Consider the following 21,042-nt stretch of genomic DNA (forward strand, 5'->3'; position numbering starts at 1 on the left):
ACGATCACCGCGACGCGGGCGTAGTGTTCGCCCATGAAGATCGGATTCATCGGCCTCGGCAACGTCGGCGGCAAGCTCGCCGGTTCACTTCTGCGCAACGGCGCCGAGCTGTACGTACGCGATCTCGACGAGGCCCTCATGGCCTCGTTCGTCGCCCTCGGCGCCACGGCCACGGCATCACCGAAGGACCTCGCCGAGCACGCCGACATCGTGGTCACGTGTCTCCCCTCCCCGACGATCTGTGCGGAGGTGATGGAGGCGGATGACGGCGTCATCGCCGGGCTCGGGCCCGGCAAGATCTGGATGGAGATGTCCACGACCGACGAAGCGGAGATCCGCCGGCTCGCTCCCCTGGTCGAGGCGACCGGCGCGACCCCGGTCGAGTGCCCGGTCTCCGGCGGCTGTCACCGCGCCGCCACCGGCAACATCGCGATCTTCTGCGGCGGCCCTCGTGAGGCCTTCGAGAAGGCGTTGCCGATCCTCACGATGATGGGCCGTCGCATCCTCCACACCGGGCCACTCGGCTCGGCATCGGTGCTCAAGGTCGTCACCAACTATCTGGCGTCGATCAACCTCGTCGGCCTCGGTGAGGCCTTCGCCGTGGCCGGCGCGGCGGGGATGGACATGACCACGACCTACGAGGCGATCCGCATCTCGTCGGGCAACTCGTTCGTCCACGAGACCGAGAGCCAGGTCATCCTCAACGGCAGCTACGACATCAACTTCACGATGGACCTCGTCCAGAAGGACATGGGCCTCTTCCTCGAGGTCGCCGAGCGGTCCGGACTCGGGCTCGAGGTCGGGCCCGTCCTGCTCGACATCTTCGACGATGCGGCCGAACGCTACGGGAGCCGCGCCCTCAGCCCGATGGTCGTGCGGCGCCACGAAGAGCAACTCGGCACGGAGTTCCGCGCCCCCGGGTTCCCCCCGGAGATGCTCGACGACGAGGCCGAAGCGCCCGGCTACGAGATCGTCGTCGGCCACGGCCCCGGGCGCGACTAGGCCCGCGGACTCCCCGGACCGCGACCGTCACCGGGCAGCTGATCCGTGCGGATGAAGATCCCCTCGGCCTCGGCGCAGAGCGTCTCGCCCACGTGGATCGTGCCCCTCGCGAAGATCTTGCGACCCTCGGTGCGGTCGTGCCAGGCCCGCAGGGTCAGCGGGGTGTCGAGCGGTGTGGGCGTGCGGTAGACGACGGTGAGGGTCCCGGTGAATCCGCCGAGGCCCTTGGTGACGCACATGCAGCCGAGCATCTCGTCGAACACCTCGGCGATCACGCCGCCGTGGACACAGTCCGGTGGGCCGTTGTATGCCGCGCCGAGCGTGACCTCGCCGTGGAGCTCGCCGCCGGTCTCGCCCAACGCCCGCCAGAGCCGCACCGGCGGGGCCAGCGGATGCAGCCGGCCGACCACCGGGCTGTAGGGGAAGATCTCATCGGGTTGGGGCCGCTCCGCGGCGACGTACTCCTCGCCGGTGAGGTCCTGCACGTCCACCATCCGCGCCCCCGAGTCGTCCGCCAACTGCTCGAAGCGCAGCGCCGCCTGCATGCGCACGTCGTCGACGATGTGGGGGCGCAGGGCATCCGTCGCCGCCCGCACGGCGCTCGTCTGCGCCTCGACGAGCGATGCCCCGGCTCGCGCCAGGTCGGCGGTGCGCACGACCTCGATCAGATCTCGCAGCGCGGCGTTGAGGGCTTCAGGCGGGGACGACATCCGGCGACCGTAGGCGCGGGTTCGGTGCGTCATGCAAACCACCGGTACGCTCCGCGCCGTGCAACGCTTCGAAGGAAAGATCGCGCTTCTCACCGGGGTGGCCTCCGGTGTCGGTCGCGCCACGGCCATCCGTCTCGCGTCGGAGGGCGCGAGCGTCTACGGACTCGACGTCAACGCCGACGGCATGGCCGAGACGCAGGCCACCGTCGAGGCCGACGGGGGCACCCTCACGACCCGGGTCACCGACGTGCGCAGCGTCGACGAGTGCCACGCTGCGGTCGCCGACTGTGTCGCCGCGTTCGGCGGTCTGGACGTGCTCGGCAACATCGCCGGCATCGCCGCCCAGCGCCACGTACACCAGGTCACGGAGTCCGAGTGGGACACCATGAACGACGTCAACCAGAAGGCCGTCTTCTTCCTCTGCCAGGCCGCCATCCCCCACCTGCTCGAGCGCAACGGCAACATCGTCAACATCGCATCCAACGCCGGGCTGATGGGCCAGGCCTACACGGTGCCGTACTGCGCGACCAAGGGCGCGGTGGTCAACATGACCAAGGCCCTCGCGATGGAGTTCGTGAAGCAGCCGATCCGCATCAACGCGATCGCCCCGGGCGGCATCGACACCGCCCTCGTGCACAACTTCGAGCTGCAGGACGACATCGACTTCGCGCTGATGCAGCCCTACACCGGGCACCGCCAGATGAGCACCGCCGAACAGATCGCCGGGCTCTTCGCGTTCGTGGCGTCCGACGAGGCGGCGAACATCCACGGCTCGATCATCAGCGCCGACGGCGGACTCACCGCCGGGTGACAGCCGGGTCTCGGCGAGCCACGTGAACGAGTCGTTCGTCCTCGGTGTCGACCTCGACGGCGTGTGCGCCGAGCACACGCTGGCGTTCCGCCGCATCGTGGCCGAACGCCTCGGGGTCGCCGAGGAATCGCTTCCCCTCGAGCGGGGCTGGGACTTCGCCGAGTGGGGGTTCGAGGCCGGCGACTTCGAGGACCATCACCGGTATGCCGCGGTGGAGAAGCGGATGTTCCGCCACCTGGAACCGATCGAGGGCGCCGCGGAGACGCTGTGGCGCCTGTCCGATGCCGGTGTGTGGATCCGGATCCTCACCCATCGGCTGTACGTGAACTGGGGCCATCAGGCCGCCGTCGCCGACACGGTCGGGTGGCTCGACGACGCCCGGATCCCCTACCGCGATCTCTGCTTCCTGGGCGCGAAACCCCAGGTCGAGGCGGACCTGTACATCGACGACTCGCCCCACAACATCTCTGCGCTGCGCAAGGCCGGCAACGAGGTGATCGTCTTCGATCAGCCGTACAACCGCGACCAACGCGACCCGCGCGCCACCACCTGGGCGGAGGTCGAGGAGATCGTGATGGAACGGTTCGCCGAACGGCAGGGGGTCCACGGCGTCCAGCCGCAGCTTCCCGGCGTCGACGGCACCCTGGGTCGCCGCCTCGGCAGCGAGTAGCTACTTGCGCTGGAAGTTCGGCGTGCGCTTCTCGGCGAACGCCTTCGGGCCTTCCTTCGAGTCCTCCGAGGCCATGACGACCCCGGTGTAGGTGTCCTCGTGGGCGAAGGCCTCGGCCTCGGTCATCCCCGGCGTGTCGTGCAGCGTCTTGAGCACGGCCTCCACGGCGAGCGGACCGTTGGCCGCCACCGTCGCGGCGACCTCCATCGCGTGCTCGAGCGCGGTGCCGTCCGGCACGACCCGGCTGATCAGCCCCATCGCCTTCGCCTCCGCGGCCGTGATGTGCTTGCCGGTGAGGAGGATGTCGGCCGCCTCGGCGTAGCCGATCTGGCGAGCGAGGCGGACGGCCGAGCCACCCATCGGGTACAGCGACCACTTCACCTCGCTGACGCCGAAGGTCGCGCCTTCTGCCGCGATGCGGATGTCGGTGCCCTGGAGGATCTCGGTACCCCCGGCGATGGCAACGCCTTCGACGGCCGCGATGATCGGCTTGGTCGGCCGCGAGGTCTTCAGCAGGCCCTCCCAGATGAAGTTGGCGCCCTCGCTGGCCATGGCCCCTTCGACGTCCCAGTCGTCGGACTCGGCCTTGTCCCCGGAGAGACCCCGCAGATCCATGCCGGCACAGAAGTCGCCGCCCGTGCCGGTGAGCACGATGCAGCGGATGTCGTCGTCCTCTGACGCCTCCTTCCAGGCGTCACGCATCCGACCGAACATCTGCAGCGTCATCGCGTTCTTGCGCTCGGGACGGTTCATCGTGGCGACCATCACGGCGCCCTGGCGTTCGACGAGAAGATCAGGCATGGCCGCAGACCGTATGACGAAGGTCCGGGCGTCGGCCAGTTCGCCGCCGGATCACTTCATGTACCGCCCGTTGCCGCCGATGGATGGGTGTGCGCAGCAAGGTCGAGATCGTCCAGATCCGGGTGAGCGACATCGAGAGTGGCGATGTCGTCAACAAGCGCGGTCCCGAGAAGTCCGGGTGGATCGAGGTCGAACGCCTCGAGGTGCTCGAGTCCGGTGACTTCGTCGTGCACGACTCGAGCGACACCGACAGCTTCACCGCGACCGGATACGACCTCGTGTGGCTCCAGACCGTGCTCTCGCTGGGCGCGAACTCACACTTCGCCCTGCCCCACTAGCGCGACTCGTCCGACGCCGCGGGGCGAGCGGTTCGGCCCTCCACCTCGCCGAAGAACTGGGCGGCGGCCTTCTGGATGCCGTACGACCAGGTGGGATACGCGTGCACGGTCTGGGCGAGCCGGCCGGTGAACGCGTTCGTCCGCATCGCCAGGGCGATCTCGTGGATCATCTCGCCGGCCCGGGGCGCGACGATCGTGGCGCCGATCATGCGCCCGCCGGCGACCCGGCGGGTGAGCCGCTTCGGACCGGCGATCAGCTTGATGTAGCCCTCGGTGTGTCCGTCGGTCAGGGCGCGGTCCATCTCCGCGAGCGGGAGCTCGGCCACCCGACCCCCGTGCCGCGACGCCTCGGCTTCGGTCATGCCGATGCGGGCGACCTCCGGCTGGGTGAACGTGACCCAGGGGATCCACGACGTGCGGAATCGGCCCCGCACGCCCCTGCGCAGGGCGTTTCCGGCCGCCAGGCGACCCATCTCGTCGGCCGCGTGCGTGAAGGAGAGCTTGCCGGTGACGTCGCCGACCGCGTAGACGCCCCGGACATCGGTGGCGAGCCGATCGTCGGTGACGACGTGCCCTTGCGGATCGAGCTCGACGCCGAGCTCCTCGAGCCCCAGCCCGCCGGAGTTCGGCGCGCGGCCGACCGCGAGCAGGAGCCGCTCGACCACCACCTCTGCTCCGCCACTGACGACCGCCACCCCGTCGGGGCGGGTCTCCACCGCGTCGATCATCGTGCCTGAGCGGACGTCGACCCCCGCTGCGGCGAGAGCGCGGGCGACCGCGGCGCCGGCTTCGGGTTCCTCGCGCGACAGCAGCCGCGGGAGGCCCTCGAACAACGTGACCTCGACACCCAGCCAGGCGAACGCCTGGGCGAGCTCACACCCGATCGGTCCACCGCCGACGATGCCGAGGGTCGCCGGCGCGTCGGCGAGCGAGAACACGCTCTCGTTGGTGAGGACGCGGTCGGGGTCGACCTCGTCGAGACCGGGAATGGCGGGCACCACGGGCCGCGAACCCGTCGCCACGATGATGCGCGGGGCGGTGATCCGATCCGCGTCGACGACCACGGTGTCGTGGGTCGCGAGGCGACCGCGACCCTCCCGGACGCCGATCCCTTCGGCCCGCAGGACGTCGGCCGTCTCGGTCGCCGCGATCCGTTCGACGGTCGAGCCGACACGCGCCATCGCCGCGCCGAACTCGAGGTCCTGGGCCGCCGCGGCGAGCAGGGTCTTCGACGGCACGCACCCGGTGAACGTGCAGTCGCCACCGATGGGGCCCTCGTTCACGAGGAGGACGTCGGCGCCGGCCCAACGAGCGGCTCGCGCCGCACCAAGTCCCCCGGCCCCACCGCCGACGATGATGAGGTCGTGGTTCACGAGGCGGGAAACCGCATCGGTGGGCGTGCCATTCCCCCATCGTCGCTCGGGGCGGCCGTCGATGCACGGTCAGTGCCGAGCCGTGGCCGGCTGCGGACGTAGCGCGCCGAACCAGACCAGCAGGACGAGACCGGAACCGATGACCACAGTCGGGGCCGACCCGAGACCCCAGATCTTCACGCCGATGCTCACCAGAGCGGCGACGCCGAGCATCGACCCCTCACTCCCCCGCCACGGCTGTCGCGGCGCCAGCAGAGCCCGCCGCTCCACGCCGCTCACGAGGGCGACGATGAGCGTCAACACGACGGCCGCCGCGAACATCATGGGGAGTTTCTGGAGCCACCAGGCAGCCGAGGCAACCGATGCCGTCGGCAGCCAGCCGAGGGCGTAGAAGCCGGCCGCGGCCACGACGAAGGCCGTGAAGTGCCACAGGTAGACCGTCAGCGACACGGCGTTGCCGGCCACGACCGCGGCCCAGGCCTTCGGCGACCGGGCGAGGCGGCCGGAGAGCCACGGGGCGAGTGCCACGGCGGTCGTCGAGTAGGCGCCGCCGAAGAGCAGCAACGCGATCGACGGCGGGTGGGTCGGCGAGTGGGTGAGGCCCTCGTGGTGGACCATGGCGACCGGCCAGGGCCCGAAGGCCACCGCGGCGACGGCACCCGTCCACAGGGCCGCCGCCACCGTGACGAGGCGGCGGCCGGTCGGCAGCAGACCGTCGCGCCACGCGAACCCGGCGACCTGGAAGAGCAACCACCCGAGGACCCAGTTGACATGGCCGATGAGCGGGACGCCGCTCACGTGCAGTGCCTCGACCGCGGCAAAGACCGCCAGCGCGCCGACCACGAAGCGGCCGGGGCGGCGACGGAAGGCAGGCAGGACCATCGGGGCGATCGCCGTGTCGATGGTGTAGTTGGCGAGGAACCACAGGGGAATGGCGGCCGCGATCGCACCGGCGACGACGATGCCCCCGGCCCCGAGCAGCGAACCGACGACGAGCAGCGCGAGCCAGGTCCCGCCGAGCACCACGGCTGGCGCGAGCATGCGGCGTAGGCGGGCGACAACCCAGTCGGCCCCCCGTCCGCCGCCGCGGGCGTGGGCGTCGAGCGACATCGCCGACGAGAACCCGCCGACCACGAAGAAGAGGGGCATCACCTGGAAGATCCAGGTGATCCAGGCCAGCTGGGGCGCTTCGGCGAGTGCGTTTCCGGCCCGCAGCGCGCCGTCGTCGTCGAGGGCCACCGAGATGGCGGCCCAGTGACCGATCGCCACCGCCAACATGGCGAGGGCGCGATAGGCGTCGATCGCGCGATTGCGGTCGGGCCGCGCTTCGGCGGCGAGATCGGCGAGCTTCGGAGCGGTCTGCGTGGGCATGACCTCCACGAAACCGGATGTACGGGCCTGCTGGCCCCGGGGGAATCCCCCAAAACCCCCTAGGGGGTGTCCAACGCGGCCCGGAACTCGGCCACGAGCGCAGCGACGCCCTCCGGGCCACCGCCGTCGAGCATGCGCTGTACGACCGCGGATCCCACCACGACGCCGTCGGCGACCTCACAGGCCTGTACCGCCTGCTCCGGTGTGCCGATACCCACGCCGACGAGCACGGGCTTGTCGGTCACCGCCTTGACCCGGCGGGCGATCACCTTGGCGCTGTCGGCCAGCTCGGCCCGCACGCCGGTGATGCCGAGGAGCCCGACCGCGTAGACGAAACCGTGGGATCGTTCACAGATGCGCGGGAGCCGCTCGTCGGGGGCCGTGGGGGCCGCGAGCATGACGGTCTCGACACCGGCCGCATCGGCCGCCGCCGCCCACTCGCCCGCCTCCTCCAAAGGGATGTCCGGCAGGATGCAGCCGCTGACGCCGCCGTCGGCCAGCGTGTTGGCGAAGCGTTCCCAGCCCATCCGGTAGGCGATGTTGCCGTAGGTCATGACGGCGGTGGGCACACCGATGTCGGCCCCCCGCAACCGATCGAGGATCGACTGGGGCGTCGCCCCGGCGGCGAGGGCCTTGTCGTTGGCGAGCTGGATGGTTGGACCGTCCATGACGGGGTCGGAGAACGGCACGCCGATCTCGATGGCGTCCGCGCCGGCGTCGGCGACCGCCTGGATCGTCTCGAGCCAGTCGTCGCCGAGGCCACCGGTGAGATACGGGACGAGGCACTTGCCGCCACCCTCGCGGCGAGCGCGCAGGGCGGCTTCGAGGGCGCCGGTCACCCGAGGATGTCCATCATCTGGGCGACGTCCTTGTCACCGCGGCCGCTGAGGTTGAGCAGGACGGTCTTGCCCGCCAACTCCTCGCGGGCCCGGCTCATCCAGGCGAGGCCGTGGGCCGACTCGAGCGCGGGGATGATCCCTTCGGTGCGTGACAGCAGCTGGAAGGCCTCGATGACCTCGGCATCGCTCACCGGCTCGTAGCGGGCCCGGCCGATGGCCGCGAGATGGGCGTGTTCGGGCCCGATCCCGGGATAGTCGAGCCCCGCGGAGATCGACTCGGCCTCGAGCACCTGGCCCCACTCGTCCTGCATGAGATACGAGAACGAGCCGTGCACGATGCCGGGCACGGCACGACCGACGGCGGCGCCCCCGGCCGGTTCGGCACCGACCAGCATCGCGTCCGTGTCGGCGAAGCCCGCAAAGATCCCGGCGGCGTTGGACCCACCACCCACACAGGCGACGACGACGTCCGGCGCACCGCCGATGAGCCGCTGGCACTGCTCGCGGGCCTCGTCGCCGATGACGCGATGGAACTCGCGGACCATCCAGGGATACGGGTGCGGGCCCATGACGGAACCGAGGCAGTAGTGGGTGGACTCCACGACGGCGACCCAGTGGCGCATGGCCTCGTTCACCGCGTCCTTCAGGGTGCGGCTGCCGGATTCGGCCGCCCGCACCTCGGTGCCGAGCAGCTTCATGCGAAAGACGTTGAGCTCCTGGCGCTCGATGTCGACCGAGCCCATGTAGACGACACAGTCCATGTCGAACAGCGCCGCCGCGGTCGCGGTCGCCACACCGTGCTGGCCGGCACCGGTCTCCGCCACGAGGCTGGTCTTGCCCATCCGCTTGGCGAGCAGCGCCTGACCGAGCACGTTGTTGATCTTGTGGCTGCCGGTGTGGTTCAGGTCCTCACGCTTGAGAAGCACCTGACAGCCGAGCTCCTCGCTGAGGTTCGCGCAGACCGTGACCGGCGAAGGACGCCCGGCGTAGTCGGTGAGCAGGCGGTGGAGTTCGTCGCGAAACCCCTGGTCAGCCCATGCCTCGCGGAACGCGGCGTCGAGCTCCTGGCACGCGGGAACGAGCGTCTCGGGCACGTACATGCCGCCGAACTCGCCGAAGCGGCCGCCGTCGGTCGGGTCGGTCATCGCCATGTCAGAAGTCCAACTGCCAGTCGTAGAGCCCGCTGTCGTCGGGATCGGCGGGATCAGCCGGGCGGATCTCCTCGAAGGCGGCCCGGGCGTTGTCGATGAACTCGCGCATCTTGACGGGGTCCTTGCGCCCCGGCTCGCGCTCGACGCCACTCGAGACGTCGACGCCCCAGGGCTTCACCTGGCGGATGCCGTCGGCGACGTTGCCGGGATGCAGACCGCCCGCGAGCATCACGCGGTGTCCGGCCCGAGGGGCGTCCTCGGCGAGCCGCCAGTCGAACAGCTCGCCGCTGCCCGGCTTGTCACCCTCGATGTGGATGACATCGGCGCCGTAGTCCGGGATGCGTGAGAGACCCGGATGGCCTGCGGGAAACGCCTTGATGACGATGCCCGTGCGTTGACGAACGTCCCGGGTCTGCTCGGCCGACTCGTTGCCGTGCAACTGCGCGGCCCGCAGCCCGGCCCGCTGCACGATCTCCACGACGCGATCGGGAAGCTCGTCGCGGAACACGCCGACGGTCATCACCTCGGCGGGGATCCGGCGGGCGATGTCGCGCGCCCGATCGACCGCGATCTGGCGCGGCGACGGTGCGAACATGAAGCCCAGCGCGTCCGCACCCAGCGCAACGGCGAGAAGCGCGTCCTCCTCGCTGGTGATGCCGCAGATCTTGACGAACACGACGTGGACGCTACCCGGCGTTTGCCGTCGACAAGACGTGTTTCCGCCACATCAGGCGCTGAAGCCGGCCCGCAGTTCGCGCACGCCGTCCGCCGGATCACCGTGCTTCACGAGCGTCTCCCCCACGAGCACGGCGTGGTAGCCGGCCGCGCCGAGGACCTGTACGTCCTGCGGGCCCCGGATCCCCGACTCGGCCACCCGCACGACACCGGCCGGCATCTGCTCGGCCATTCGCACGGCCCGCTCCGTGTCGACCTCGAACGTCACCAGATCCCGCTGGTTGACGCCGATGAGCGTCGCGTCGACGGCGAGCGCCCGTTCCAGTTCCGCCTCGTCGTGGATCTCCACCAGCGCGTCCAACCCCACGTCGCGGGCGAGGCCGTGGAAGTCGGCCAGCTCCCCATCGTCGAGCGCGGCGGCGATCAGGAGCACACAGTCGGCGCCCATGATGCGGGCGTCGAGCACGTCGTGTCGGTGCACCGTGAAGTCCTTGCGCAGCACGGGCAGGTCCACGGCGTCCCGCGCGGCGCGGAGGTCGTCCACGGACCCGCCGAACCAGTCCTCGTCGGTGAGCACGGACAGACACGCCGCGCCACCGGCGGCGTACTGAGCAGCCAGAACAGCGGGATCGAGGTCCGGGAACAGGTCGCCCTTGGACGGCGAACGCCGCTTCACCTCGCTGATCACGGCCATCCCTGCGGCCGCATCCAGTGTGGCGCGAAACCCGCGGGCCGGGGCGGCCGCGAGGGCGTGCGCGGTCAGCGTGTCGGTGTCGCGTTCATCCTTCGCCGCGGCGTCGCGATGGGCCGCGAGGATCCGGTCCAGATAGGTGACGGGCAGCGTGCCGCCCCGTCCTAGAGGCCCTTGCCCGCGACCGGGGTGGCCATGATCAGCTCCGGCGCCCCGTCGAGCAGGTCACCGATCGAGGCGAACAGCGCCGCCATCGCGTCGGATCCGCCGTGGAGACCCATCGCGTCCGCGTCGGTGTACAGCTCGTAGACCCAGGCGACGTTCTCGTCGCCATTGTCGAGGTTGAGGATGTAGATCTCGGTCCCCGCCTCTTCGTTGACGGCCGCCATCATCGGACCGAACGCGGCGACGAGTTCATCGCGCTTGCCGGGCTTCGTGGGGAGCTTTGCGATCAGGGAAACTTTTGCCATCCCGGGACTCTAGGGGGGCGAGGGCCCACGCCGGAAACCGGAATCAGGGCCGGCGGTCCTGCGATCGACTCATCGACAACGCGACGAGCGGCGCGGCGAGGAAGATGCCGATCGAGAGCAGGACGAGGTACAACCCGATGAGTGCCAGTCCCCGGAACCCCACGAGGGCTCCCGAGATCAGCGCGGCGAGGCCGAAGAGGATCCCCAGCGCCGGAATGGTCTTCATCCAGGAGGGCAGCGTGCTGTCGGTGATCGGCCGGTCGTCGCGATCGTCGAACCCGAGGGGGTCGCCTTCGTCGAAGGGCCGCCACGGGTCCGCCCCGTCGACCGTGCCGTGCGACGCCGCGTGGAAGGTCGGGCGGGGCGTGCCCCGCAACCGGGCCCGGTCGTAGTCGGCCCGGGCATCGACGTCGCCGAGCACCGCCCACGCCTCGTTGATGCGCCGCATGCGTTCTTCCGCCCGCCGCCGGCCGCTCTCGGTGCCCGTGTGGAAGTCCGGATGCGCCTCCCGGGCGAGGCGCAGGTACGCCCGCCGGATCTCGGCCGCGGGGGCGGACGGGTCCACCCCCAACTCCCGATAGTGCGCGTCCCCGGCCACGCCCGGATCCTACGCCCGCTCCCCCACCCCACCCCCTTCGTTCTGGGTGAACGGGGGCGCGGATTCCAGCTCTATGTTCACCCAGAACGAGGGGGTGGGGTGGGTTTTCACACTTTCCTCACAGTTGTGATCCACAGTCCGGAGGAGCCGAGCGGGAAGACTGCCGGTGGGTCCGTCGACGACGAGAGGAGCGAACGTGAGCGAGGAGACCGTCGTGGTCATCGTCGAGGACGACCCGAACATCGCCGATCTCGTGGAGCTCTACCTCCGCCGCGACGGGTTCCGGCCGTACCAGGCGAGCACCGGCGAGCGGGCGCTGGAGGTCATCGCCGAACGCCGGCCCAAGCTCGTCCTGCTCGACATCGGGCTGCCGGGCGAACTCGACGGCATCGACGTGTGTCGTCTGGTGCGCGGCGAATCCGACGTCCCCATCATCTTCCTCACCGCTCGCGACGACGAGGTCGACCGGGTGCTCGGGCTCGAGCTCGGCGCGGACGACTACGTGACGAAGCCCTTCTCGCCCCGCGAGGTCGTCGCCCGGGTCAAGGCGATCCTGCGGCGGGCCGAGGCCCGTGACACCGCGGACCGTCCGCCCGTCATCGACGTCGGCGAGCACATCGTGATCGACGCCGGACGACGCGAGGTGACCGTGCGGGGTGAACCGGTCGCCCTCGCCACCCGCGAGTTCGATCTCGTCCACCATCTCGCCGAGCGGCGCGGGCTCGCCCTCTCCCGTCGCCAGCTGCTCGACGGCGTCTGGGGCGCCGACTGGGTCGGCGACGACCGCACGGTGGATGTCCACGTGCGCCAGCTCCGCAAGAAGCTCGGTGACGACCTCGCGCTCGAAACGGTGTGGGGCGTGGGATACCGGCTCGACTGATGCGGCGCCGCATCGGCATCTCCCTGATCGGCATGGTGGTCGCCTCGCTCGTGCTCGCCGGGCTGGGGACGATCGTCCTGGCGTCGGTCACCGACCGGGCGAACGACGAGGAGGACCTGCGCGAACAGACCGATGCGATGCGCGACCTCTTCGCGGAGATCACGCTCGCGACCTCGCCGAACGCCGAGGAGAGCCGCACCCAGCAACTCATCCGCCTGAGCCGGACCATGAGCCTCGAGGGCATCGGCGTCCTCGTCTTCCCGCAGAACGCCGCGGAGCCGCTCGGATCGTTCCCGCCGGGGGTCGAGGCCGCCGATCTCGACAGCGACCTGCTCCGCTCCGGCGCGATCGACAGCGGCCAGAAGGACGGGCTCATCTGGGCAGCCGGCGGCACGAACAACCGCTCCGGCGGACAGACGCTGGTCGTGCTGACCCGTGAGCCCGATCCGATCGTCCAGCCGGCGTTTCGCTGGTTCCTCCTCGCCGGTGCAGCGACGGTCATCGTGGCGGTCGGGGTCACCGTGCGGCTCAGCCGCCGCCTCGTCGATCCTGTGCGGGGGGCGAGCGCCGCCGCGAAGCAGATCGCCGGAGGCGACATGTCCGCCCGCATCGACGAACGCCATGCCGCCGCCGGCGCCGAGCTGGCAGACCTCGTCGGGTCGGTGAACAGCATGGCCGGCAGCCTCGAGCGCAGCCGCGCCCTCGAACGCCAGTTCCTCCTGTCCGTCAGCCACGACCTGCGCACACCGCTGACCAACATCCGCGGCTACGCGGAGGCCCTCACCGACGGCGCCGCCGACGATCCGGTAGCGGTCGGCGGGATCATCGAGAGCGAGTCCCGCCGCCTCGAGCGCCTGGTGGGCGACCTGCTCCTGCTGGCCCGCCTGGAAGGCACCGGGTTCGCCTACAACATCGCGACGCACGACCTCACCCGCATCGTCGAACACACGGTGGACGGGCTTCGCCAGGAAGCCGCCGAGCGCGAGATCGACGTGACCATCCGTATGCCCGACCCGCCGGTCCAGGCCGACGTCGACCACGACCGTTACAGCCAGGTCGTCGCCAACCTGGTCGGCAACGCCCTGAAGTTCGCGGACGCCCATGTGGACATCACGCTCTGGTTCGCCGAGGAGATGATCCATCTCGCCGTGAGCGACGACGGCCCCGGGATCAGCGAGGCGGATCTGCCCCACGTCTTCGAACGGCTCTACGTCGCCCAGCAGAATCCGAAGGTCAAGGAGTCCGGCAGCGGACTCGGGCTCGCCATCGTGCGGGAGCTGGTCGAAGGCATGGGCGGCTCGGTGGCGGCCCGCACCGCGACCGGCGGCGGTGCCGAGTTCGTGGTCAGCGTGAAGCCGTCGGCGCGATGACCCGGGCGGCGACACCGCCGACCGTCACCTCGCTGTCGATCCCGGCCTTGCGGAGGATGCGCCCGAGCCCCACGGGTCCGGACGCAGACGTGAGCAGGCCCACGTCCTGCCCGTCGAAGGCCACGCCCGCGCCGACCGCCAACTCGGCCTCGGCCTCGATCACGCGGAGGGGCCGGGGCACGTTGCCCCCGCGACTGTCAATGCGGGCCACCAACTCCTGGCCCGTGTAGCAGCCCTTGGTGAAGCTGACCGAGAGGTCGATCAGCGGCTGGCCGCCCTCGCCGGGGATCGTCTCGTCATCGATGTCGACGCCCAGGCGGGGGCACGCGGCACGGATGCGAGCCTCCTCATAGGCCGGATCGAGCTCGGGTGTGAGGTCGTCGGTGGTGAGGCGTTCGTGGCAACCGAAGCCGGGCCAGTCGAACCACGCAGTCAGCGGGGTGTCGGGCACCCCGGTCGCGCCGCGCGTCTCGAGGGTCGATTCGAGCATCCATCCCCCCTCGACGACGAAGGAGGCGTCGGTGCGCAGCTTGAAGCGTTCGAGACGAGCCACCAGCGCGTCGACGGCCGCCGGTTCGGTATCGAGGAGGAAGCCGTCCTCTTGCGCCCACAGTCGGAACCACGCCACGAGCTTGCCCGCCGGGTCCAGCACCAGCGACCACGCCGAATCGCCCGGGGCGAGCCGGTCGACGTCCTGGGAGATCTGCCCCTGGAGGTAGGACGCGGCCTCGTCGCCGGTGACCCGGACCACGCCCCGCGCCGCTCGCCGTACGCTCATGAGCTGGCTCCGGTCTGCATCGCCCGCCGGGCCGCGGTCATGCGGCGCGCCGCCGGAACCGCCGCAAGCAGGGCTTTTGCCTTGTTCTCGCATTCGAGATGCTCGTCCTCGGCCACCGAATCGGCGACGACGCCGGCCCCGGCCTGGATCGAGGCCCGGTTGCCGCTCACGAGCATCGTGCGGATCGCGATCGCGGTGTCGATGTTGCCGGAGAAGTCCAGATATCCGACGACGCCGCCGTACGGCCCCCGTTTGACCGGCTCGAGCTCGTCGATGATCTCCATGGCCCGCACCTTCGGGGCGCCGGACAGCGTCCCTGCCGGGAGGGTGGCCCGCAGCACGTCGATCGGCGTCTTGTCGGACCGGAGGTCACCCGACACCTGCGAGGTGAGATGCATGACGTGGCTGTAGCGCTCGAGGGTCATCATCTCGTCGATCCGCAGTGAGCCGAACTCGACGACGCGGCCGACGTCGTTGCGGGCGAGGTCGACGAGCATCACGTGTTCGGCGAGCTCCTTCGGATGCTCCTGCAGCTCCGCCGCGAGCCGCTTGTCGTGCTCCTCGGTCGTCCCCCGCTTGCGGGTGCCGGCGATCGGGCGGGAGATCACACGATCCTCGAGCAGCTGCACCATCGGCTCGGGCGAGCCACCGACGATCTCCAGATCACCGTGACGCAGGAAGTACATGTAGGGACTCGGGTTGACCTGCCGCAGCACGCGATAGAGGTCGAACGCGTCCGCGTCGAGATCGAGATCGAAGCGCTGGGCGAGCACCACCTGGAAGATGTCGCCGGCGAAGATGTACTCCCGGGCCGCCTCGACGGCTCGGCAGTAGTCGGCCTTCCCCATGGTGGATGTGACCGCGGGGATGTCGTCGCCGTCGCGTTCGGCCGGGTCCATGAGGGGCTCGTCGATCGACCGCGCACCGTCGACCGCAAGTGTCTCGAGCCGGGTCAGTGCGTCGTCGTAGGCGGCCTCGATCTCGGCCGGGCCCGCCCCGTCGGGGATCAGGGCGTTGGCGATGAGGACGACGCGCTGGCGCCAGTGGTCGTAGACGGCCAGCTCGCCGATCATCGAGATGACCGCGTCCGGATATCCGAGATCGTCCTCGGGCACGTCGGGAAGGCGCTCGACCTCACGCACCACGTCGTAGCCGAGATAGCCGATCAGGCCGCCGTGCAGGGGCGGTAGGCCCTCGATCTCGGGCGCCTGATAGTGATCGAGCAGCAACTCCAGTGCCGCGAGTATTCCCTGGTCAGTGGGTATGTCGACGCCGAGATCACCGATGACCGACAACGCGCCGCCCGTGGAGACGAGGGTGCCGTGGGGCCGGCGTCCGATGAAGGACCAGCGACTCCAACGCTCGCCGCCCTCGACCGACTCGAGCAGGAACCCGTCGCCGTCGCCGACCACCCGGGCGAACGCGCTCACCGGGGTCGTCAGATCCGCGAGGATCTCCCGCCAGACGGGAACCACCCGGTGACCGGCGGCGAGCCGGCGGAACTCCTCGAGTGCGGGTTGGGCGGTCATCAGCCGGCGTCCTCAGCCGAAGGTGAGCGAGTCGGGATCGGTGACCGTGCGGTAGTAGCACGTCTGGCGGGTGGCACCGTGCTCGTCCTTCGTGTGACAGACGCCCTGGCCGGCCTTGCGGACCCGGTAGAGAAGGCTGTTCTGCTCACAGTTGACCCGCACGTCGACCAGCTCGAGCGTGTCGCCGCTGGTGGCGCCCTTGTGCCAGATCTCCTCACGCGATGTCGAGTAGAGGACGGCGGACCGCCGCTCGAGCGTGAGCCGGTACGCCTCCTCGTTGGCGTAGCCGATGAACAGCACGTCACCGGAGTCCGCATCCTGGAGCACGACCGGCACGACCTGATGACCGGCCCGCCCGATCGTGGCGACCTTGTCGAAGTCGAGCTGTTGGACGAGGCCCTCTTCGAGAGCGGCGTGATCGGTCGACGAACCCATGGCCGCCGATTCTACGGTGAGGCCGGCTCGTCCCATCTCCGGTTTCGCCGACGTCGCCGGCGAACGTGTCCGAACCTGTCCGAACGGAGCAGGCAGAGTCGAGACATGACGACCAACACCTTCACCCTCGAACCCATCTCCGCCGACGAGGCTGACCGTCATCGGGCCGCGGGCGGCGCGGTGCACGTCGCCGACGAGCACCCGGGCTTTCCCTGTCGCCGCTGCCTCGAGGACGCCCGGGTGGGCGACGAGCTGATCCTCGTGTCACACGACCCGTTCGACGGCACGACGCCGTACCGCTCGGCCAGCCCGATCTTCCTGCACCGCGCCCCGTGTGCCCCTCCCGCAGACCTCGGCGCGATTCCGAAACAGCTGAGGCGGCGCCGGCTCTCCGTACGGGCCTTCGACGAGACGGAACAGATGATCGACGCGGTCCTCGTGGACGGCGAGGACCTGGATGGCATCGTCGAGCGCTTCCTGGGCGACGACCGGACCGAACGGATCCATGTCCACAACGCCGAGCGAGGCTGCTGGGCGGTGACGATCTCCCGCCCCGGGGACTGCTGATCTACATTCGCCTGATGGCCTCCGAACTCGCCCGCCATGATGCGGTCGCTCTCGCCGAGTTGATCCGCACGGGCGATCTCTCCCCCGTCGAACTGATCGACGACACCATCGCCCGGATCGAGGCCTTGAATCCGCAGGTCAACGCCATCATCCACCCGGCATTCGAGAAAGCCCGGGCCGCGGCCGCAGGAGACCTCCCCGACGGTCCGTTCCGGGGCGTGCCGATGCTGATGAAGGACCTCTGGCCGGCCGAGAAGGGCGAGCCGTTGCACCAGGGCGTGCAGGGTTTGAAGAACGCGGGCTATGTCGCCGACGTCGACGCCAACATCGTCACGGCGTACAAGCGGGCCGGCTTCGTGATGGCGGGACGGACCAACACGCCCGAGATGGGACTCGCCGCCACGACGGAGCCCGTGGCCTACGGCCCCACCCGCAATCCGTGGGACCTCGAACGGGGCGCCGGTGGCTCCTCGGGTGGCGCGGCCGCGGCAGTGGCCGCAGGCATGCTCCCGGCCGCGAACGCGAGCGACGGTGGGGGCTCGATCCGCATCCCCGCAGCCATGTGTGGACTCGTGGGGCTCAAGCCGAGTCGGGGTCGGATCTCGATGGGCCCTCAGCGTGACGAGTGGGGCAACTCGGTCCAGCACGTCGTGTGCCACACCGTGCGCGACAGCGCGGCCATCCTCGATGCCACGGCGACCCCGTTCCCGGGTGATGGCGTGATCGCGCCGTTCCCGGACCGGCCATTCCTCGACGTCGTCGCCGACGATCCCCGTCCGCTGCGCATCGGCGTGCTCGACCGGTCGATCCGTGACGGCATCCCCATCGATCCGGAGGTCGCCGCCGCCGTTCGCGATGTCGCTGACCAGCTCGAACGCCTCGGGCACGAGGTCGTGCACGACTCACCGTCCGCCCTCGACGATCAGGAGCTGATCGCCTCCTACGGGGCCCAGTGGTCGGCGGCGGTGGCCGCATCGCTCGACACCTTCGGCGAGTGGATCGGACGGGAGCTGACCGCCGACGATGTCGAGCCCATGACCTGGGCCTTGGCCGAACGGGGCCGTCGATTGGGCGCCGTCGAGGCCACGCGGGCCGGTGACGCGGCCATGGTGTTCCGCCACCGGATGGCCGACTGGTGGGCGAACGGGGCCGACCTGCTGCTGGCCCCGACCTGCCTACGTCCGGCGCCGCTGATCGGCGAGTCGTCGGGCACCGACGAGAACCCGTTCGCCAACATCCACGTCACCCTCGCCTACGCGACCCTGACGGCGCCGTTCAACACCACCGGCCAACCGGCGATCTCGTTGCCGCTGGCGCGGTCGTCGGCCGGACTCCCCATCGGAATCCAGTTCGTCGGCGCCTACGGCCGTGAGGACCTGCTGCTCCAGCTGGCCGGTCAGCTGGAACGGGCGACGCCGTGGGCCGACGACCGGGCACCCATCCACCCGTAGCCGTCAGAGGTAGAGCCCGGTACTGCCCTCGTCGAGCCGCTCGGCCGCGACGGCGTGGATGTCGCGCTCGCGCAGGATGATGTAGTCCCGGCCCCGCACTTCGACCTCGTAGCGGTCCTCGGGATTGAAGAGCACCTGGTCGCCCTCCTCCATGCTGCGCACGTTGGGCCCCACGGCCACGACCTCGGCCCAGGTGAGCCGCTTGCCCATCTGCGCGGTGGCCGGAATCAGGATGCCGCCGGACGAGCGGCGCTCGCCTTCCGCATCACCCAGGTGCACGAGGATGCGATCGTTGAGCATCTTGACGGGGACACCGTCATCGGCGGAGAGCGTCTCTTTGGTCGGCACGATTGGTCACGCTACCGGTAGCGTCGCCACATGGAACCCGTCGACGTCTCGGTCGTGCACTTCGAGGCGGAGGACGGAACCCGACTCGAGGGCGACCTGCTCGCCCCGGCCGAGGCGAGCGGGACGGCCGTGGTCTGCCATCCCCATCCGCTCTACGGCGGTTCCCGGCAGGACGCCGTCGTCGCCGCCCTGACCCGGGCGTTCGTCGGGTGCGGCCGGCGGGTGCTGCGCTTCGACTTCCGGGGCACGGGAGGCTCGCAGGGCACCCACGACGGAGGCGGTGCCGAACGGTCGGACCTCCTCGCCGCCATCGAGGCCGTCGACCCGGGAACCGGCCCGCTGACCATCGCCGGCTACAGCTTCGGCGCCGACATCGCCCTGTCGGTCGTGCACCCGGCGGCGGCGGGCTGGATCGTGGTCGCTCCGCCGCTGGCGATCATCACGCCCGAAGACATGCCCGCCTCGACCGACGGTCGCCCCGTCACCGTCATCACCGGCGAACACGATCAGTTCAATTCGCCGCCGCAACTCCGCTCCCGGCTCGACGGATGGGCCAATGCGGAACTGCACGTGATCGACACCGCCGATCACTTCTTCGCCGGGAGCCACCAGGCGCTGAGCGAGATCGCGACAGCGGCGATCGGCGCCTGACCTTTCGACGGTGTTCAGCCCGCGTCGCGCTCGGGCGGTCGCACGGTGACACCGGCGTCCATGAGCACCCGCTTCGCCTCGGCCACGGTGTGCTCGCCGAAGTGGAAGATGCTCGCCGCCAGCACGGCATCGGCGCCCCCGTCGACCACGCCGTCCACCATGTGCGCCAACGTGCCGACGCCGCCGGAGGCGATGACCGGGATGTCGACCGCCGCGGAGATGGCGCGGGTGAGGGGGATGTCGTAGCCGTCCTTCGTGCCGTCGCGGTTCATGGAGGTCAGGAGGATCTCCCCCGCGCCGAGGCGTTGCGCCTCCCGGGCCCATACGACGGCGTCGATACCCGTGCGGGTGCGACCGCCGTGGGTGTAGACCTCGAAACCACTGTCCGTGTCGTCACTGGATCGGGCGTCGATGGCGACCACGCAGCACTGGGCGCCGAACTCCCGGCTGATCTCGGCCACGAGCTCGGGCCGCTTCACCGCGGCGGTGTTGACGCTCACCTTGTCGGCGCCGGCCCGCAGCAGCCGACGGGCGTCGTCGACCGTGCGGATGCCGCCGCCGATCGTGAAGGGGATGAAGACCTGCTCGGCCACGGCACGGGCCATCTCCGCCGTCGTGTCGCGCTGATCGGACGACGCCGTGATGTCGAGGAACACGAGCTCGTCGGCTCCCTGCTCGTCGTAGCGCGCCGCCAGTTCGACCGGATCGCCGGCGTCGCGGATGTCCACGAAGTTCACGCCCTTCACGACGCGGCCGGCGTCGACGTCGAGGCACGGGATGATGCGGATCGCCCGGACGGTCATCGGGCGCCTCCGAGCAGCCGCACCGCGGCCGCCACGTCCACATGGCCCTCGTAGACGGCCTTGCCGGTGATGACGCCGGACAGTCGGCGTCCGTCGACCTCCACGGCGTCCAGCGCCTCGAGATCGGCCATCGAGCCGACCCCGCCACTCGCGATCACGTCGACGGGGGTCGCCCCGAGGACCTCGGTCAGTCCGGCGATGTCCGGTCCTTCCAGCGTGCCGTCCCGGGAGATGTCCGTGACCACGAAGGCGTCGACGCCGACATCGGCGAACGAGCGGGCGACGTCGAGCACAGACCGACCCGATCCCACGAGCCAACCGTCCGTTGCGACCTCCCCGGCCTTCGCGTCGAGCCCGACTGCGACGCGATGGTCACGGGCGAGCGTGCGGACGAGGTCCGGATCGGTCAGCGCCGCGGTGCCGATCACGACGCGTTCGACACCGGCCGAGAACAGCGCATCGGCCGCCTCGACACTGCGAACGCCGCCGCCCGTCTGGACGGGCACCGAGACCGCCTCGGCGATGGCCGCGACCACATCTCGGTTCTCGGGCACACCGGAACGGGCGGCGTCGAGGTCCACCACATGGATCCACCCGGCGCCGGCATCGGCGAACGCGACCGCCTGGGCGACCGGGTCGTCGCCGTAGACGGTCTCCCGGCCGTAGTCGCCCTGGTGCAGGCGCACACACTTGCCGTCTCGGAGGTCGATGGCGGGATAGACGTCCATGG

25 protein-coding genes are annotated in these 21,042 nt (G+C 70.3%); 9 read left to right on the forward strand and 16 right to left on the reverse strand.

Features of this window, described 5'->3' with window-relative positions:
* Nucleotides 1-33 precede the first annotated feature (33 nt).
* Complete coding sequence (locus tag R8F63_07500) at nucleotides 34-1,002, forward strand: NAD(P)-dependent oxidoreductase (protein MDW3218445.1); 969 nt, start codon at nucleotides 34-36, stop codon at nucleotides 1,000-1,002.
* Here R8F63_07500 and R8F63_07505 read toward each other — a convergent pair.
* Nucleotides 999-1,712, reverse strand: coding sequence for a PaaI family thioesterase (locus R8F63_07505; GenBank protein ID MDW3218446.1), 714 nt, complete (start codon nucleotides 1,710-1,712; stop codon nucleotides 999-1,001). The two genes, R8F63_07500 and R8F63_07505, sit on opposite strands and share 4 nt — an antisense overlap.
* A gap of 58 nt (nucleotides 1,713-1,770) precedes the next feature.
* On the opposite strand from R8F63_07505, the gene R8F63_07510 reads away from it, so the two are divergent.
* The gene (locus R8F63_07510; GenBank protein ID MDW3218447.1) at nucleotides 1,771-2,523 is read left to right on the forward strand and encodes an SDR family oxidoreductase; all 753 of its coding nucleotides are present in this window, start codon (nucleotides 1,771-1,773) and stop codon (nucleotides 2,521-2,523) included.
* A gap of 22 nt (nucleotides 2,524-2,545) precedes the next feature.
* Nucleotides 2,546-3,193, forward strand: a complete 648-nt coding sequence (locus tag R8F63_07515; protein ID MDW3218448.1) for a hypothetical protein — start codon at nucleotides 2,546-2,548, stop codon at nucleotides 3,191-3,193.
* Here the strand turns inward: R8F63_07515 and R8F63_07520 are convergent, their stop codons facing one another.
* Nucleotides 3,194-3,994, reverse strand: a complete 801-nt coding sequence (locus tag R8F63_07520) for a crotonase/enoyl-CoA hydratase family protein (GenBank protein MDW3218449.1) — start codon at nucleotides 3,992-3,994, stop codon at nucleotides 3,194-3,196. It abuts the gene before it with no gap.
* An 89-nt stretch (nucleotides 3,995-4,083) separates the two neighbouring features.
* Between R8F63_07520 and R8F63_07525 the strand changes: the two genes are divergently transcribed.
* Nucleotides 4,084-4,332, forward strand: coding sequence for a hypothetical protein (locus R8F63_07525; protein ID MDW3218450.1), 249 nt, complete (start codon nucleotides 4,084-4,086; stop codon nucleotides 4,330-4,332).
* Here R8F63_07525 and R8F63_07530 read toward each other — a convergent pair.
* The 8 genes from R8F63_07530 to R8F63_07565 form a co-directional block, all read right to left on the reverse strand.
* Entirely contained in the window at nucleotides 4,329-5,705 is a 1,377-nt protein-coding gene (locus R8F63_07530) for an FAD-dependent oxidoreductase (GenBank protein ID MDW3218451.1), read from the reverse strand. The two genes, R8F63_07525 and R8F63_07530, sit on opposite strands and share 4 nt — an antisense overlap.
* Before the next feature lie 69 nt (nucleotides 5,706-5,774).
* Nucleotides 5,775-7,076, reverse strand: a complete 1,302-nt coding sequence (locus R8F63_07535) for an acyltransferase (GenBank protein MDW3218452.1) — start codon at nucleotides 7,074-7,076, stop codon at nucleotides 5,775-5,777.
* A gap of 59 nt (nucleotides 7,077-7,135) precedes the next feature.
* Nucleotides 7,136-7,915: a tryptophan synthase subunit alpha gene (gene trpA, locus R8F63_07540; protein ID MDW3218453.1), complete on the reverse strand. Its 780-nt coding sequence runs from the start codon at nucleotides 7,913-7,915 to the stop codon at nucleotides 7,136-7,138.
* The gene (gene trpB, locus R8F63_07545) at nucleotides 7,912-9,066 is read right to left on the reverse strand and encodes a tryptophan synthase subunit beta (GenBank protein MDW3218454.1); all 1,155 of its coding nucleotides are present in this window, start codon (nucleotides 9,064-9,066) and stop codon (nucleotides 7,912-7,914) included. The genes trpA and trpB overlap by 4 nt, the downstream gene beginning before the upstream one ends.
* A 1-nt stretch (nucleotide 9,067) precedes the next feature.
* Nucleotides 9,068-9,742, reverse strand: a complete 675-nt coding sequence (locus R8F63_07550; protein MDW3218455.1) for a phosphoribosylanthranilate isomerase — start codon at nucleotides 9,740-9,742, stop codon at nucleotides 9,068-9,070.
* A 51-nt stretch (nucleotides 9,743-9,793) separates the two neighbouring features.
* The gene (gene trpC, locus R8F63_07555; GenBank protein ID MDW3218456.1) at nucleotides 9,794-10,582 is read right to left on the reverse strand and encodes an indole-3-glycerol phosphate synthase TrpC; all 789 of its coding nucleotides are present in this window, start codon (nucleotides 10,580-10,582) and stop codon (nucleotides 9,794-9,796) included.
* A 14-nt stretch (nucleotides 10,583-10,596) separates the two neighbouring features.
* Entirely contained in the window at nucleotides 10,597-10,902 is a 306-nt protein-coding gene (locus R8F63_07560; GenBank protein ID MDW3218457.1) for a putative quinol monooxygenase, read from the reverse strand.
* 43 nt (nucleotides 10,903-10,945) lie between these two features.
* Entirely contained in the window at nucleotides 10,946-11,500 is a 555-nt protein-coding gene (locus tag R8F63_07565) for a J domain-containing protein (protein ID MDW3218458.1), read from the reverse strand.
* A gap of 196 nt (nucleotides 11,501-11,696) precedes the next feature.
* Here R8F63_07565 and R8F63_07570 point away from each other — a divergent pair, with 196 nt between their 5' ends.
* On the forward strand, nucleotides 11,697-12,380 hold the full coding sequence (locus tag R8F63_07570) for a response regulator transcription factor (protein ID MDW3218459.1): 684 nt from the start codon (nucleotides 11,697-11,699) through the stop codon (nucleotides 12,378-12,380).
* Complete coding sequence (locus R8F63_07575; GenBank protein MDW3218460.1) at nucleotides 12,380-13,750, forward strand: HAMP domain-containing sensor histidine kinase; 1,371 nt, start codon at nucleotides 12,380-12,382, stop codon at nucleotides 13,748-13,750. Before R8F63_07570 ends, R8F63_07575 begins: the two co-directional genes overlap by 1 nt.
* Here the strand turns inward: R8F63_07575 and R8F63_07580 are convergent.
* From R8F63_07580 to R8F63_07590, 3 genes are read right to left on the reverse strand one after another with little or no spacing between them, the layout of a single operon-like run.
* On the reverse strand, nucleotides 13,725-14,528 hold the full coding sequence (locus R8F63_07580) for a hypothetical protein (GenBank protein MDW3218461.1): 804 nt from the start codon (nucleotides 14,526-14,528) through the stop codon (nucleotides 13,725-13,727). The two genes, R8F63_07575 and R8F63_07580, sit on opposite strands and share 26 nt — an antisense overlap.
* Entirely contained in the window at nucleotides 14,525-16,057 is a 1,533-nt protein-coding gene (gene trpE, locus R8F63_07585; protein MDW3218462.1) for an anthranilate synthase component I, read from the reverse strand. The genes R8F63_07580 and trpE overlap by 4 nt, the downstream gene beginning before the upstream one ends.
* A gap of 12 nt (nucleotides 16,058-16,069) precedes the next feature.
* Nucleotides 16,070-16,492, reverse strand: coding sequence for a phosphoribosyl-AMP cyclohydrolase (locus R8F63_07590; GenBank protein MDW3218463.1), 423 nt, complete (start codon nucleotides 16,490-16,492; stop codon nucleotides 16,070-16,072).
* A gap of 105 nt (nucleotides 16,493-16,597) precedes the next feature.
* Here R8F63_07590 and R8F63_07595 point away from each other — a divergent pair, with 105 nt between their 5' ends.
* Nucleotides 16,598-17,059 carry a DUF1203 domain-containing protein gene (locus R8F63_07595; protein ID MDW3218464.1) on the forward strand — a complete coding sequence of 154 codons (462 nt, stop codon included), beginning with the start codon at nucleotides 16,598-16,600 and terminating at the stop codon, nucleotides 17,057-17,059.
* 14 nt (nucleotides 17,060-17,073) lie between these two features.
* Nucleotides 17,074-18,510 (forward strand): amidase, encoded by a 1,437-nt coding sequence (locus R8F63_07600; GenBank protein MDW3218465.1) that lies wholly within the window; start codon nucleotides 17,074-17,076, stop codon nucleotides 18,508-18,510.
* Between the two features lie 3 nt (nucleotides 18,511-18,513).
* Here the strand turns inward: R8F63_07600 and R8F63_07605 are convergent, their stop codons facing one another.
* The gene (locus tag R8F63_07605) at nucleotides 18,514-18,858 is read right to left on the reverse strand and encodes a co-chaperone GroES (protein MDW3218466.1); all 345 of its coding nucleotides are present in this window, start codon (nucleotides 18,856-18,858) and stop codon (nucleotides 18,514-18,516) included.
* A gap of 30 nt (nucleotides 18,859-18,888) precedes the next feature.
* Here R8F63_07605 and R8F63_07610 point away from each other — a divergent pair, with 30 nt between their 5' ends.
* On the forward strand, nucleotides 18,889-19,509 hold the full coding sequence (locus tag R8F63_07610; protein MDW3218467.1) for an alpha/beta family hydrolase: 621 nt from the start codon (nucleotides 18,889-18,891) through the stop codon (nucleotides 19,507-19,509).
* Nucleotides 19,510-19,523: 14 nt separating this feature from the next.
* On the opposite strand, the gene hisF is transcribed toward R8F63_07610, so the two are convergent.
* Nucleotides 19,524-20,312: an imidazole glycerol phosphate synthase subunit HisF gene (hisF, locus tag R8F63_07615; GenBank protein ID MDW3218468.1), complete on the reverse strand. Its 789-nt coding sequence runs from the start codon at nucleotides 20,310-20,312 to the stop codon at nucleotides 19,524-19,526.
* Entirely contained in the window at nucleotides 20,309-21,040 is a 732-nt protein-coding gene (gene hisA / locus R8F63_07620; GenBank protein MDW3218469.1) for a 1-(5-phosphoribosyl)-5-[(5-phosphoribosylamino)methylideneamino]imidazole-4-carboxamide isomerase, read from the reverse strand. Before hisA ends, hisF begins: the two co-directional genes overlap by 4 nt.
* Between the last annotated feature and the right edge of the window lie 2 nt (nucleotides 21,041-21,042).

Source organism: Acidimicrobiales bacterium (assembly GCA_033344915.1).
Taxonomy (GTDB): domain Bacteria; phylum Actinomycetota; class Acidimicrobiia; order Acidimicrobiales; family Aldehydirespiratoraceae; genus JAJRXC01.